Raw genomic sequence first — 15388 nt, forward strand, 5'->3', positions numbered from 1 at the left:
GATCTGGGCAATCTCTTTGAGGTCATGCATGTAAAGATAAGTATAAATATTGGTGATAGATCCTGAAGTATTGTTCCCATGGCTGCATTTGAAAGTTCAATAGTTAGAAAATATAGGAACTGACAGATACTTACACCCGCAACTCCATATATAATCATCCATTTTGCCATTTCTACAGATTTCCATGGCTTGAACACGGTATCTTTATGTCTTATCAGGCAATACAAAAGGATAAGTATTCCTGAAAGACCAAGTCTTATAGGCACGAGCCACCTGCTATCCATCTGCTGTACGGTAAAAAGGTACTGGCCCATTGATCCGGACAATCCCCAGCAAGATGCTCCAAGTAGCGTATATATTATTCCTTTTAAATTTCTTTTCATTGTGATACTGCTCCTTAACAGAAAACATATATAACACAATCGGAATTCCTTTTCAATTTATCTTCAGAATAAAAAAATCACTTTATTTTTTAAAAAACCAAAAAATGTTGGTATTTCATATTTGAGAAGATAATCAGAGATTCAAAAGGAGATTGTAAAAGATGTTTTTTAAGAAGATATTTGCAAGGATATGCGCAGGAGCGCTTTCGGGGACTCTTGTATTCTGTATAAACCCTTCGGATATGGGAGTTCAGAAAACTCAGGTGAATGTTCAGGCGCAGCATCTTGATGCAAACGGGGGCAGCGCAGTTAATACGGGTACTACATCTACTGTAAAGAAGATAAAGAAAAAGACCCAGACCGGCATTGATGTTTCCTACAGAAATTCAACTGCTGAGAGATATTCACATATAGATGAAAAGCTTGTAATGGCTTATCCAATCTACACCATCGAGTATGAGGATGGAACAACAGAAAAGGATAAGGTCGATAAGAATGAGAGGATTGATGCATCTGATCTTGATATTGATGAATATATCTTCTTCGACAAAGGTGATAAGACATTTAACGCAAAGCAGTTATCTACAGGCTTTAAAGACTCATTTGTGATAACAGCAGCTTATGTTCAAAAGAAGGAGCTCAACAAACTTTCTGTAACATACCTTGGGGAAGGCGTGAAGGTCGGAGATAAAGTTCCGATCTATGATATTGATCTTATTCCGGAGTACAAGGTTACCTACGACAATGGGGAGATCGCATATGAAAATGATTACACAGTTTCTTGCTACGACTATTCATACTCACCCAAGATCATAGAAAAAGCAGGTAAAAATGAGATCACAATCGAGTATACGCAGGAAGAGGACGGCAAAGCCGTAAAGACAATGACTACAAAGGTTACGCTGGATGCAAAGGGAGGAAATTCTGATGCATCTAGCGAAAAAAAAAACGATGATGAAAAAGGCGGCGAGTCAGAAGAAGTAAGTGATACCGAAGAAGGAACCTGTTCAATGCCGGTATATGTATCCACAAGGAATCATTCTTTCAAGGTAAATGTTATTGATGTTTTTCTTGATGCTCAGGGTGATCTGATGGAAAGAAGGCTTCGAGAGAGCTTTGAAGCAGAAGAAGGCACAAAGGTTGAGAGAGAAGCTTACGAATTGGAAAACTACTACAATGTTTCCGACATAAAGTACCTTGTTACTATTACCGAAGATACAGACATTACGTTCTATTATCAGCTTTCTGAAGATGCGGATCCAAATGATAAGCCTAAAAAGGACGATGATAAGAAAAAAGATAATGGTGATGATGGTAAGAAAACAGAAGATTCCGGAAATCAGGATGATGGCGGAAATGGAGATAACGGTGGAAATACAGATGATGACAAAGGAAATTCAGGTGATTTAGGTGGCTCTGATGCCGGGAAAGATAATAAGAATCCAGGCAAGAAGAAGGATTCAAAAAAGGCTGTAAGAGATTTTGGTAAGAATGCAGAATCTTCCGATAATGTAGACGCAGGGGATGAACTGACATATAAAAAGTATTCACAAGAGGCTCATGCTGATGAAGCTGCAGAGGAAGTTTCATATAAGAAGAGACCGGAGAGGGCTTCTGGTTTTGAGACCTCCTATGGGGGCGGAGCTGCCAGTGATCCAGACAGGATAATCAGAAGAATGACAACAGGGATAGTATCATCAATCATTGCTGTGGGACTTGTTGCTACAGGTGCCTTTAAATATCTCTGGATGCTTATATTCATGCTGTTTACAAAGAAAAAAAGACTTAAGTGGCATGGAATAGTCCTTTCAGGTAAAAACCGTTTTGTTGAAGTAAGAAATGAAGCTGCAGACAGAAAAACATATCAGGGCTACATAAACGAATTTAAAAATATTGACCTTATACACGAAGAGATCCTGAAAAGCAAGGTATATACGCTTCTTCCTGATAATACAAAGATGACTATTAAGTGCGGTCTTGAGGAAATAACAGTAAGAGCTGATGAGGAAAACCTTTTTGATCTATTAGGAAAACTTCCTGAGGGAGTGGGAGAAGTAAGTGTAAGGATATTCAACAACATGGCAATGTTTGATACCACGCTTAAATTTGAAATCTAAAAAAACAAGGAGGAAGACATATGAAGGTGTTCGAAGAGCTGACAAGAATGCTTGAACATACAGATTTTTTCAATAAATATGTAAGCTACTGGCCGGAGCCTTTAAATGATGCTTCTTTCGATGTATTTTGTATCATTGTTTTTGCGGTACTTGTGGTTATACCGGAGCTTTACTATGCACTGGAGATGAAGGCTGCCAAGTGGAAGCTTAAGAAAAAGAACATTGAGTATGCGAAGATTGCAGCAGATAGTGATAGAGCTGGCAAAAAATCAGATGAGATGGAGTTGATTGACCAGTATCTTAAGTTTCTTTTGGTAGCCCACTGTATAGACAAGGATATCGATATAAGCTTTGAGGAATGGAAAGAAGTTAAGTATGGAGATGGAGTTATTAGTGATCCTGTTGTAGAAACGCCGGAAGAAAATAAGGGCAGATTGTTCTCTGGTATGGGGATTTCTAAGTTTTCGGGGATTAAAAATCTTCTTAGCAAAAATCCGCTCAAAGCAGTTAAAAAGCAGGAAAAGAGCAAAGAGGAAATTGCAAAAATGGTAATAGATGTTGAAAAAAGTATAGGGGAAGAAAAGGATAAAGAGACATCCCTTGAAGATATCATAGGAATAAAGGATAAAGAGGAAGCGCAGGTTCTTTCAGAGGACGGACTTGATGACTTCGAGAGGATCCTTAATTCCATAAAGCTTAAGCAGAATGAAAAGATGCGTATAAGAAACAAGGAGAGACTCAGCATAGCTGATGAGAAGAAAAAGAGACTCTCACTTGAAAAATCACTTGTCAAAACAGAAGCTGATGAAGAGGTAAAAAAAGCGGTTTTTAGTGATGATAGGAAGATTTACGATGCCAAGGAAACTGCTCTAAAGCTTAAGGAGAAAGAATTCCTAAGAAAGAAGAGACTTGAGGAAAGACGCCTTAGAAAAGAAGAGAAGATGGCATCTTTAAAGGAGAATGCCGGATGATAAGGATGGTTATAAGATTTGTTTTTGCGGCTATACTTTCCATCACTATAGGGATAATCCTCCTTAACCTGATACTGAAGATCTCAAGTAACAATGAACACGGATGCATTAAGGATACTTAATCTTATAAAGGAAAAAGGAAAAGAATTGGAGCTTTTGATGTTAATATCAAGGCTCCCATTCTTTAGCCTTGAAAGCCTTCTATCCATATGGGAGGAAGAAGCAAAAGCCACTTTTATCTGCGGAAAAAACGCATATAAGAGAATGGGGATAGATATCAAAGAAGGTGAAAGTCCTATTCTTGTAAGAGCATCCATATTTATGGCAGGACCAGAAGGGGATTTAGAGATCGTATCTAAAAATATTCCGCTTTACGATATCAGCCAAACATACGGAGTGATCCCTGAAATATATCTTGATATTGAAAAGGCACTCTCAGAAAGAGAACAGATAGTTATCATGCCGTCTTTTACGGCGGAGAGCTACTTTGAAAAAGAAGATCTGGGAACCATTTTTTATATTAACAAAGACCTACTGGATAAAAAGGAAATCCTATATATGGAGCTTTTAGCTCTTTATGCAAAGCAGTATTTATCTGGAAATTCTGATATGGATGAAAGCCTTATCCCATTTTTACAGTATGCCCTGCAGATGCATTTTTTAAAGAACAGCTGCGTAAGCGAAGATATCCTTGCGGCGAAGCTAGGAAGAAATTCTGCAGAGGAACTATACAGTGTATGCAGGGTGATCCTGATGGATGTAAGGACTTTGATAGAGCGGTTATCCTTTAGGCGGCTTTCTTTTGAACAGACATTTTTGGTAAATGGACTTCTTATGCCGGACAAGGAAGAGAGCCTTCTGCTACTACAAAAAGCAAGAGAGAAGACAGAGGATGAATCCCTCATATACGAGATAGAAGGTCTTATAAGAATACTGGAAGAAAAGAGCAATGATTTTTTCTCTTTAATGTACAAAGAGAAGATTCTTAATAACGGGATATATACATATCCTTATAAAAACATGGAAGTGTGAAAAGATGAATGAAAAAGATGTGATAATGGCTGCTTCAGGAAGAGATGAGCTTGGAAGTGGAAAGAGCCTTTTAAGACTTGAAGCAAAAAGGGCAGTTAAATACAAGGATTCGGAGACTGACCGTGATATTTTTCTGGAGGATAAGGTGGTAAATGTCTATATAGGAAACAGATTTACCACCGTGGATATTGAATTTGATGATGAATACGACGTTGATTTTATAGGCATGAGAGCCATGCTCTATGACTTTTCTGAAGCAGCAAATTCTTTGGATCCTGAAAGCGGGGAGATCCCTTTTCTCCTACTTACACTTATGCCAAAAGAGTGTATGGGCGAATACTTTGTCTGCGGAATGGACCCGGCATGGAGCCTTGTAGCATCAAAGCCTTTGGGGAAGGAAGATACAGTGAGGTTTATATTTGACAACAACTTTATCGGAGCCTTTGAGGTAGATGAAGATCTGATAGAAAAGGAAGAAGGGGAGACGGAGATTGTTTAAGAAAAAACCAAAGGTAAGGATTCCTTCCTACCTTGAAAAGAAGATACCATATGACAGATGCTACGAAGAGCTGGATATCATCTCTGTGGCAGGGAAATATACAAGGATGTACCTTGTGGATGACATAGATCCCTTAAATGTAAAAGATTATGATGCTCTGGTTGCAGCCATGAAGATGGAAGAACTTCTAAAGAGCATGCCAAAGCAGATTTCGTTCCAGTTCATTGTTCATAACAGGCTTGTAGACAGGGATAAGTTTTTATCAAAGCTCCTTTACGATCCAAAGGATAAAGAGGAAATATCTGATATTATCGAAAGCTATGACAATGCAGTAATGGAAAACTTTGGTATAGGTCATAACAATGTAAAAAAGGTTCTTTATTTTGTTGCGTCCATTTCTGCCGACTGTGCAGATGATGCCGGAAAAGAGTTTGATGAGCTGGAAAATGACTTAAAGGAAGCCTTTTTACATATGTATGGTATTGGAATAAAGAGGCTTTCACTTATAGAGAGACTAAAGGTCATGTACCTTATGTATAACCCATCAGGGGAGAATTTTGGGGATATCATAAAACTCTCTGAAAAAGAGACAGACATAGATCTTGAAAACCTTAAATACATGAAGCTTACAACTAAGGATCTTGTTGCACCTAAATCCATGAATACGGCTGCTTCCTTTGTAGATCACGGAATCCTTAATGAAAAGACAAGTTCTCCTCACTATTTCAGATCTTTTTTCCTTAGCCTTATCCCTGCGAATATAAGTGCATCATTTGTTTCCGAGATTACCAACATATCTTCAAACATGATATTCTCAGCAATCTATGAACCGATAGATGAAGTACTTGGGTTTAAAGTTGCCGCTGATACAGTTAAGGAAGATACCGTTATAACAAAGAAGGTAAAAAGAGATACGGTAGGAGACAGGAAAAATCATACCATAACAACTGATGAGCAGCTAAAGAGAAGGACAGAGGATGCATATTTTACAAGGCAGGCTGCTGAGAACTTTAAGAATGTAATCTCATCTTCTTCAAAAGCTTATGGCTGCAGCTTCGTTATAACTCTTTATGCTGATGACTTAGAACTTCTTGATGTTGATACAGAGCTTTTAAACATATCCTGTGCAAAGTTTGATGCCTCAGTAAGGACACTTGATTTTATGCAGGACAAGGGACTTATGAGTTGCCTTCCTCTGGGAAAGAGCTTTGTTGATGCTCTAAGGGTATTTGATTCGAAAAGACTATCAAAGATGCTTCCCATAGGTATAGCGGAGGCTGTAAAAAAGGACGGTCTTTTTTGCGGACTTAATGCCATAAACGATACCCTCATCCTTCTTAACAGGAAGAACAATGTTAACCTTTCCGGGATGATCACAGGAACAGAGCACTCAGGTAAAACCTATCAGATGAAAAGGGAGCTTGTTAATTCCGTCATGGGAAATGATGACAATATAAGCATCATCTCCTTTACGGATGAATATGACAGCCTCGTAAAGCGGCTTGGTGGAAAAATTTGCGGATTTGCCTTTCCCGATATATTTGAAATAGAAAAGGGATACGGACTTTTAGAGGATGACCTTAAGTGCAAGGAATATTACATGGATGCTCTTATAACAACCATAAACACAGGGGAATCTACATCTGATGAAGAAATAGACGAACTTGGAGCATCCATTGAAGCTGAGCTTGGTCGCTTTTTTGATAGTTACAAGAAAGAAACAGCTGGAACTATTTCTGACTTCTTCATGGAAAATAAGATGTCTTACCCTCTTATGAACATGGCTATTGAGACGCTTGCCAAAGATTATGATAAGGAAATTACAGAAGATAGAAAGAAGATAACTCTGTACAAGGTCTCTAAGGGTTATGAAATACTGATGCTTCTTGATTATCTCTGGAACGAGAACATTAAGGATAAGAAGAAGGGAATAAGCAACTGGATTTTCATAGATCAGGCAGATGAAATCTTAAAAACAGTTCAGGGTGCAGAATACTTTACAAAGTTCCTTTCTGATTCATCAGACCTTCAGACAATAACAACATTTACCATTAAGGACAGTAATCTCTTATTTAACCATCCTTCCAGAACGACTTACCTTGAAAATGTTGTAAATGCCTGTGGTTATATAAAGCTTCTTAATCAGGGCCCTGTTGAGAGGAAAAAATACGAGGATATCCTTAATATCCCCGAAGCCCTTATTCCGTATATAAGTAGTGTTTCTCCAGGAAAAGGACTAATCATAACACCGCAGAGTAACATTGCTTTTAATGACAATTTCACAGAAGTATATCCGGAGGGCGGATTTAAAGACATCTTTTACATTCCAATAAAACAGAGAATACGGGACTAATCCTTTTTTACAAGCTCAACTAGGCTCGAAAAAACTTCGCCAAGCCAGCTTGCATGGTTCGCACTAAGTACGTGAGAAACCTCACTAAGTGCTCTACTCAAAAATCGGGCTCGTGATGACACTTCTTTCCCAGGGTCATCACGAGCCCGATTGCACAGGGGGCTTGGGGGCTGTAGGCCCCCAAACGTACCGGCAGGAATAAAGTATATTTTAAATAGATATATATAAAATATAGATATTTATATTTAATTTTTCCCTTCATCTTAGAAAATCCGCATATTGGTGGTATTTCCTTATTGAGAAGATAGGGGAGTAGAAGTTTTGGACGAGATTTTTAATGACTTAAACAGCATAGAAGATATTACAGAAGATAGCGACATTGTCTTAGATACAGAAGAGATATCTGATCTTGAATATAAAGAGATTATTGGTGAAGAAGCTCCTATATTAGATGGGGAATCTATCATCCCGGATATCGAAGAAGAAATCCGGGAAAAGATCTATAAGAAGACCAGAAAAAAGCAAAAGAAGAAGAAAAAAAAGAAGAGTGGTGGTAATGAAGCCTTAACTACTGATCCTTCAGAGGAAGAAGATTTTGAAGACAAGGATTTAACTCATGCAAAGAGTTCCTTGGAGGAAGAACCTGCGATTTACGCAGGCAGAGAAAAACAGCCTTCAAAGAAAGATATCATTCTTCAGAAATATAATGAAGCTTTTCTGGATCAATATGAAAAAAAAACCGAGTATAAAGTGCAGCATCAGACTAAGGAGAAAAAGCCTGAAGCAGATACAGATACTACAGAAGCTCCTATAAGGGAGGACATAAAGCAGGAGGTTTTGCCAAATTCTAGGGAAAATGTCCTTTCTGTTAATGGTAATTCGCCGGGTATTAAGTCATCTGCTGTAAGCAATAAGGATGAGGAAAGAAGCAGTACTGACAGTGAGCCTTATGAAATAAACAGCGTAACTGAACTTGCAAAGCATATTAAGGAAGTCCCGCTGCAAAAAGTAAAAGGCCTAAATACTTATTCAGAGAAAGATGCGTTTAATGAGAAGAAATCAGATCTAGCAGATGGTAATAAATGCAGCATTCAAATGCCTGGATCCTTTGCCATGGAGCTATTTAAGAATCAAGGGAAAAAGGACCAGGATTACGGTTACACCCACGACCAGAAAAAGCCAATCGAACATGAAAAAGTTTCTGAATCTAGAGAAAAGGTCAAAGAACGGAATGACAAAGAAGAAAAAGAGGAATCCTTTTCTAGGAAATTCAAGATAAAGGGGGAAGGTTCACAGTTTACCTCTCACCTTTCTGATGCAGGAAGGAGCTTTACTGCAGCACTTTTATTATCATCTGATGATCCTGAAAGCATAGATTATGAGCAAAGAGAAAATGCCTACTATATTTCATCAGTAGCAAAAGATGTTTTTGACAGCCTCGGAAATATGGGATTAAAAGCCAGCGCAGAGATGGCAAAGGATTACTCCTACAAACTTGAAAGAGGAACGGCAAAGGCAAACAGGCTTATTGCAGAAGGTGTTATCTCAAAAGATGAGCTCGGATCAACTTCTAAGAACAAGGTTTTTCGCAAGGAGCTTGAACAAAGAGGTATTTCGAAAAAGGATGCCAGATATATTTCTTCCCACAGGAAGGATATAAAGGATGCCATAGAAGCAAAGCTTATTCTAAGTGAGTTTAGTGGGAAGATGGAGGATACCCCAAATGTTTTTGCAAAGACAAAGGTCATGGGTAAAAATGTCATCCTTCTTTCCAAAAAGGAAAATGACAGGCAAAAAGCCCTATTAAAGGAAGAAAACACCGGCTTTTTTGATCCATATAAAAAGGGATCCTTAAACAAGAACATGATAAAGACCTACTTTTCTTATCATGAGGATGACCTCTTTAAAAAGATGAATCCTGAAAGGATGAGCAAAAAGGATCTTAGGAAATTCATAAAGAAGATTGAAACAGGAAAGATAAAGGTTAAGGAGGAATATAAGGAAAAGGTTTTGCCTCTTCTTAGATCCTATGATAAGGCAAAGCGCATGAGGGAAACAAAGAGACTTGGTAATAAAGGTTTCTTTAGAACCCTCTCAAAAAGAGGGATAGAGCGCGGAATCGATTACTTTAAGTACAGCGATGATCTTGTTCTTGAGGGCGTAAGAAATTATTCCATGGGAATAAACAACGTAATAGGGGCTATATCCTTTACAAAGCTCTCTTTTTACGCAGCAGGAAAGTTCTATAAGCTGAATAAAAAAATAAACCCTGCGTTCATTGCGGTAAGAGCAGCTTATGGAAAAGTAGTTAAGCCTGTAGGAAAAACGGTTTTAAATAAAACCAAGAAGGCAGCCTTAAATACAGGTGTCGGTAAAGCGGCAGTTGATGTAAAGAAAAAGGCAGGGCTTATCAAAAAACGAGGAAAACAGGTCCTTAAAAAGACTTATTCCTACAAAGCCGTATCCGCAGGTAAAGGCGTAGCCCTTCGGGCCGGAATGACGGTCAATAAGATAAAGTATTCGAGAGCTGTAACCAGGACATCCAAAGCTGTAAGGAAAGTAAAGAGGATAGGACGGGGAGCAGCGCACATAGCAGGAATCCCCTTCATGCCGGTAAGGGCAGTAAAGAAAACAGTAGGAAAGGTATATAAGCTTTTTTATAAGGCGGCAATAGCAGCTTTTGTTGTTATTTTCTGTTTGATAGCATCCTTAATTCTTCTTTTGTTTGCAGCGGCAGCTATCCAGTCAGTAGTTGCAGGACAGGGGACATTATTTCAGAGCACCATACTTGATGAAAAGATCCCTCAGAGGATAGCAAGGCTAAAAGAAAAGGATACCGCAAAATATCAGAAAGTAATAGATATAGCGACAAGTCCTCCAGAGCATGATGCAGAGCATATTGATTCTAAGGGGCTATATCCGGATGAAGCATATTTTGGAGTAAAGCTGTATCACTACGGTTCACCTGAAACGAAGGACTCAGTCGATGCCAATATATACCACAACTATATAGAAGGGAGCGAAACCAAAAACGGATATCACATATATTTCCTTGATTCAAACGGAAACACCATAGGTAACAGCACAACCAACATAAAAGATGTGCTCTGCCTATCTGCAGTAATGTCTGATAACTACTACGATGACAAACATACGGATAAGATAGATTCACTTCAGGATGAGATCTTCAATATCCTAAACCCTGAGCCAATCTATACAGTATCTGAACTCTACAACAAAGAAGGTAGCGATAAGTTCCCATATGACACTTACACCTATGAGCAAAAGACATATTACTGCAACGATGCAGATGTCTATACATCGGCTGATCTGGCAAAGCAGCAGGGAGTCATGTTCTATAAGGATCTATCACCCAAGACCTCAAAGGGCTGCAGCGTAGATGAGGAAAAGTACGATGAAGACTTTGACAACTGGCTTGATGAAATGCCAAGTATATCAGACTTCCTTCCAAGCTGGTCCGATTATGCACCTGATATCGATGACTATACAGATTCAGAAGGAAACGTAGACTATGATTCCTATAACGCAGCATATGAAGCAGCGGAAGATCAGTATGATAAGGATTATGACAAGGGGCTTGAAGACTATGACTCTGCAAAGGAAGCATGGCAGGGAAATAAGCCTGACATAAATTCAGATGATTACAAGTACTGCCCGGGGCATCCAGTTCCAGGAAAAGACAATAACGAGGAGGATCCCATATCTGTATCCTACGGATACAGGGACATAAATATATATGTCACCATCCTTACAAAGGATGATGTATATAAAGCCTTCAAGGACGGAGGCGGCATCATTAAATACAAGGTTCCTAGTAACTATGAATGCACGGCATTTGAAGACAGGGAGATAACCTTTGAAGTAAGCAGCTCTTTTGAAGAAATGCTTTCAGAGTTTAACAGAAATGATGGCTGGAAGTCTAAAAAGAACAAAGAATGGTGCGACGAACTCTACAACAATGACTGGGAAGATATATATGGAACAGATGTATATTCTGACAGCACAGTAATCCCTTCAGGGAAAGGTGCCCTCTCAGATCAGCAGATAAAAGAGATCATAGAAAACATCGGTGATGTATCTGAAGTTAGGCAGGCTTTCGTAAACTATGCTCTTAGCTACGTGGGTCAGATCTCATATTACTGGGGAGGAAAACCCGACTGTCCCGGATGGGAAGGAAATAACTTTGGCTCCATAGTATCGGAGGATTACAAAGGAAGGAACAGGAAAGGACTTGACTGCAGCGGCTTTATATCCTGGTGTTACTGGTCCGTAACCGGAATAAAACCATCAGGTATGAGCACATCAAGTCTCGTAAACGGTCTGCACCTATCCCAGATTTCATACTCTGACATAAAGCCCGGGGATATAGGATTTATTTCAAAGCCTGGAGCTAAGTCAAACCACGTAGGAATATTTGTGGGAATAGATGAAAGCACAGGAAGAGCAAAGTGGGTACACTGCGCGGGAGAACCAAGAAATACAGTTGTCTGTGATACAACAAATAAATTTAGCTATTATTACAGACTGTTTGATTAGGAGCGGTATGAGAAGTTTTAAAAAGACATATGTAAATGCCATAATTAAATGCGATAAAGGCGGATACCTATCTCCGATGCTCATCTGCTGGGATAACGATAAGACCTATAAGGTAGAAAAGGTCTTAAGATGCACGGCAGGTGGAAAGATTGTTGGAAAGTATGGAGGTCTGCAATATCAGTGCCTTATAGGGGGAAAAGAAGTAACTCTTTATTTCGAAGATTCGGGTGGAGGAGGAAGATGGTTTGTTGAAGGAAAATAAGAGACTAGCAAACAATAAAGATCCTTGCAGATAACAAGGGTCTCTAAGGAAATTTATCACACAAAACACTTATTGAAAGCCGGGAGATTATGAACAAGGAAAGGTTAAAGGTAACAAATTGTTTTCATTTTGTTCAAACCACATTTAGGATGCGTTAAGTTTTATTCATTAAGATACATACATAAGGAGCGAGCAAACTCCTAAAAACCTAAAAATACTTTTCTTTTTCATAACAAAGCTGTCTGGAAGACCCAGGCAGCTCCTCCCTAAAATTACAGCTGCCAAATGGCGGCTTTTTTAATGCCTTTAATGCCTTTTTATACTATTCATATACATATCCATTGACAATATAAAAGAATGGGAGTACATTGAATATAGGCAATGCAAACGTTTGCATTGCAAATTTTTAAAACATTTACGCAAACGTTTGCATAGGAGATAAAAATGACAGCCACCATAAAGGACATAGCAAAAGCGGTAGGGGTAAATCCTTCGACAGTATCACGCGTAATAAATGGCACTGCCAGCATATCGGAGGAAACCAAGGAAAAAATAAACCAGGCAATGAAGGATCTGGATTATCATCCAAACTCTCTGGCAAGAAGTCTCGTAAATGGAAGTACATTTACGATAGGGCTCGTTATAGATGCAGGCAATAAGGATGCATTTTCAAATGCTTTTTTTATACAGAGTGTTATAGCGATTGAAACAGCTGCCCAGGCAAGAGGTTTCAGTGTACTTATCACTAATCATTCATTTTCCGACAGCAACAATATCAAAAACCTTGTGCAGGAGAGAAAAGTTGATGGAATAATCCTTCCGGTGCAGTGTATGACAGATGAGTTGGTAGATCTGATGATTGGGAACAAGTTCCCCTTCGTCGTAATGGGCGAACCACAGGAAAATAAGGATAAGATCACATGGGTAGATGTGAATAACGAGGAAGGCAGTCGAGAAGCAGTAGAGTGCCTGATAAGATCGTCATATAAAAATCCGATGCTTCTTGTCGAGAACAGACAGACAATCTTTGAAGCTAATAGAATCAAGGGATTTGAGGATGCATGCAGGTCAAAAAAGATAAAGACATACAGTACACATACATTTAGTGAGAACAAAATTGAAAAAATCATAGAGGAGATAAATTCAGGGGAAAGGGATACAGACAGTTTCATCTGTTCAAACAATATCATTGCATTTAAGGTACTTAGGGCAATAAAGGCACAAAAAATGAGCGTGCCTATGGATATAGGAGTTATCACATTTGATAATTATCCTCTTGCTGAGTACATGGAACCGGCGCTTTCAGTCGTAGACGTTGATACATACAAAATGGGTGAGACAGCAGCAGAGCTATTATTTAAGTCCATCAGGGGTAAGGAAAAGAAGATAAAGAGCATGCTTGTTAGCACCAGGATTATAGAAAGGGATTCGACTAAGCGTAAAAATTAAATAGGGAAAGGAGAAATGGTGAAAAAGGAAGCGGTTTTGCATCTTAATACCGAGGACTATATTTATCCTGTAGCAAGGAACAGATTAGTAATAAAGATAAGGACTGCAAAGGATGACATAACTGAGTGTAGGGTCATACATTTTTACAGGACTGATCCGGGATCAAGAAATCATCTTTGCCTGGAGAAGAAATATACGGATGAACTGTTTGACTACTATGAAGGTGAGATAGAGTTTTCCAAGGTTGCAAGATATCACAAGTATTATTTCAGACTTACGGATAATGATGGCACAGACTGGTTTTATTTTGTAAACGGATTCAGCAGACATGAACCGGAGGATGGATTCTTTGAATTTCTTTATACGAACCCCGGTGATGTGATCTCATATCCAGACTGGGCAAAGGGGGCGGTTTATTATCAGATTTTTCCCGAGAGGTTTGCTAACGGAGATATCCGGAACGATCCGCCGGGAACAGAAGCATGGGGAACACTCCCTACAAGAGAAAACTACATGGGAGGGGATATCAAAGGAGTCCGTGACAAAATTCCCTACCTCAAAGAGCTTGGAATAGAAGTTATCTATTTTAACCCAATCTTCATGGCGGATTTTAATCACAAGTATGCAACAACAGATTATTACCGCATAGATCCGATGTTCGGAACAAATGAGGAGTTCGGCATTCTTATGAAAGAACTTCATAAAGCAGGAATAAGAGTGATCCTTGACGGGGTGTTTAATCATACAGGGATACATTTTAAGCAGTTTGAAGATGTAATGGAAAAAGGAACTGATTCAGAGTATTATGACTGGTTTCTCCCCTGTAAATCTAGGGACATTACGGTAACACATAAGGATTATGAGTGCGTAGGAGCATATAAGTTCATGCCAAAGCTCAATTCATCAAATCCTAAGGTAAGGAAGTTCATAATAGATGTCATGGATTTCTGGATCAGTGAATATGGCATCGATGGCTGGAGACTGGATGTTGCTGATGAAGTTGATGGAAATGTATGGCAGGAAGCAAGAACAGTACTCAAAGAGCGGTATCCGGAAATCATTCTTATGGGAGAGACCTGGGGCTTTGGTGGAACACTTGTCACAGGAAAAAGACTTGATTCAGTAATGAACTACATGTTCAGGGATGCGGTAAGAGATTATTTCGGATTAGAAGTTATAAGTGCAAATGAATTCAACAACCGGATAAACCGGATGCTTGGACTTTATAAGAAAGATACACTCGATGTACTCTACAACCTCATAGACAGCCATGATACTGAAAGGTTCCTGTTCTATTGCAAGGAAGATACAAGCAAATTAAAGCTAGCTTCGGCGTTCCAGATGCTGTTCATAGGAGCACCTGCAATCTACTACGGAGATGAAGTTGGGCTTACCGGAGACAATGACCCGGACTGCAGAAGGTGCATGGAATGGGATGAGTCAAAACAGAACAGGGAGCTTCTCCTATGGTACAAGAAGCTTATCAGGTTAAGAAAAGAGCATACAGCTATAAGAAATGGCTCATTTAGAACAGTAAGTGTTAATGATCAGGAGGATATCATTTCTTTTGACAGGATATCCGAAGATGAGACTATACGGGTGATTATCAGAAAAAGCAGTTCGGATAAGGAAGTAAGGATTGACTTTCCTGTAGAAGGTACAGACCTTATCACCGGAAGAAAAGTTAAATGTGACCCTGATGGCAAGATAGCCATAAATCCTTGTGAAATCAAGGCAATAAAAGTAATCAATTAAGGAGGAAATG

10 protein-coding genes are annotated in these 15388 nt (G+C 39.0%); 9 read left to right on the forward strand and 1 reads right to left on the reverse strand.

Translation table 11 applies throughout. The annotated features are described in order from the left end of the window. Nucleotides 1-383: DMT family transporter (locus BMW61_RS16800; RefSeq protein WP_139176399.1), on the reverse strand; the 383-nt coding region annotated here is incomplete at its 3' end. A gap of 161 nt (nucleotides 384-544) precedes the next feature. Here BMW61_RS16800 and BMW61_RS16805 point away from each other — a divergent pair. The 9 genes from BMW61_RS16805 to BMW61_RS16845 all read left to right on the forward strand — a co-directional run bounded on the left by BMW61_RS16805 (nucleotide 545) and on the right by BMW61_RS16845 (nucleotide 15378). Then, entirely contained in the window at nucleotides 545-2500 is a 1956-nt protein-coding gene (locus BMW61_RS16805) for a hypothetical protein (protein WP_091824243.1), read from the forward strand. Nucleotides 2501-2520: 20 nt separating this feature from the next. Continuing rightward, nucleotides 2521-3471: a hypothetical protein gene (locus BMW61_RS16810; protein ID WP_091824246.1), complete on the forward strand. Its 951-nt coding sequence runs from the start codon at nucleotides 2521-2523 to the stop codon at nucleotides 3469-3471. A 93-nt stretch (nucleotides 3472-3564) separates the two neighbouring features. Continuing rightward, nucleotides 3565-4503: a hypothetical protein gene (locus tag BMW61_RS16815; RefSeq protein ID WP_091824249.1), complete on the forward strand. Its 939-nt coding sequence runs from the start codon at nucleotides 3565-3567 to the stop codon at nucleotides 4501-4503. 4 nt (nucleotides 4504-4507) lie between these two features. Next, entirely contained in the window at nucleotides 4508-5002 is a 495-nt protein-coding gene (locus BMW61_RS16820) for a hypothetical protein (protein WP_091824252.1), read from the forward strand. Further along, nucleotides 4995-7355: a hypothetical protein gene (locus tag BMW61_RS16825; protein WP_091824255.1), complete on the forward strand. Its 2361-nt coding sequence runs from the start codon at nucleotides 4995-4997 to the stop codon at nucleotides 7353-7355. Before BMW61_RS16820 ends, BMW61_RS16825 begins: the two co-directional genes overlap by 8 nt. Before the next feature lie 321 nt (nucleotides 7356-7676). Then, complete coding sequence (locus BMW61_RS16830) at nucleotides 7677-11912, forward strand: NlpC/P60 family protein (protein WP_091824258.1); 4236 nt, start codon at nucleotides 7677-7679, stop codon at nucleotides 11910-11912. 7 nt (nucleotides 11913-11919) lie between these two features. After that, the gene (locus BMW61_RS16835; RefSeq protein WP_091824261.1) at nucleotides 11920-12174 is read left to right on the forward strand and encodes a hypothetical protein; all 255 of its coding nucleotides are present in this window, start codon (nucleotides 11920-11922) and stop codon (nucleotides 12172-12174) included. A gap of 444 nt (nucleotides 12175-12618) precedes the next feature. Next, nucleotides 12619-13623, forward strand: coding sequence for a LacI family DNA-binding transcriptional regulator (locus tag BMW61_RS16840; protein WP_091824263.1), 1005 nt, complete (start codon nucleotides 12619-12621; stop codon nucleotides 13621-13623). 15 nt (nucleotides 13624-13638) lie between these two features. After that, on the forward strand, nucleotides 13639-15378 hold the full coding sequence (locus BMW61_RS16845; protein ID WP_091824266.1) for a glycoside hydrolase family 13 protein: 1740 nt from the start codon (nucleotides 13639-13641) through the stop codon (nucleotides 15376-15378). Nucleotides 15379-15388: the final 10 nt, after the last annotated feature.

The organism is Butyrivibrio sp. ob235 (genome assembly GCF_900109475.1).
Lineage (GTDB): Bacteria > Bacillota > Clostridia > Lachnospirales > Lachnospiraceae > Butyrivibrio.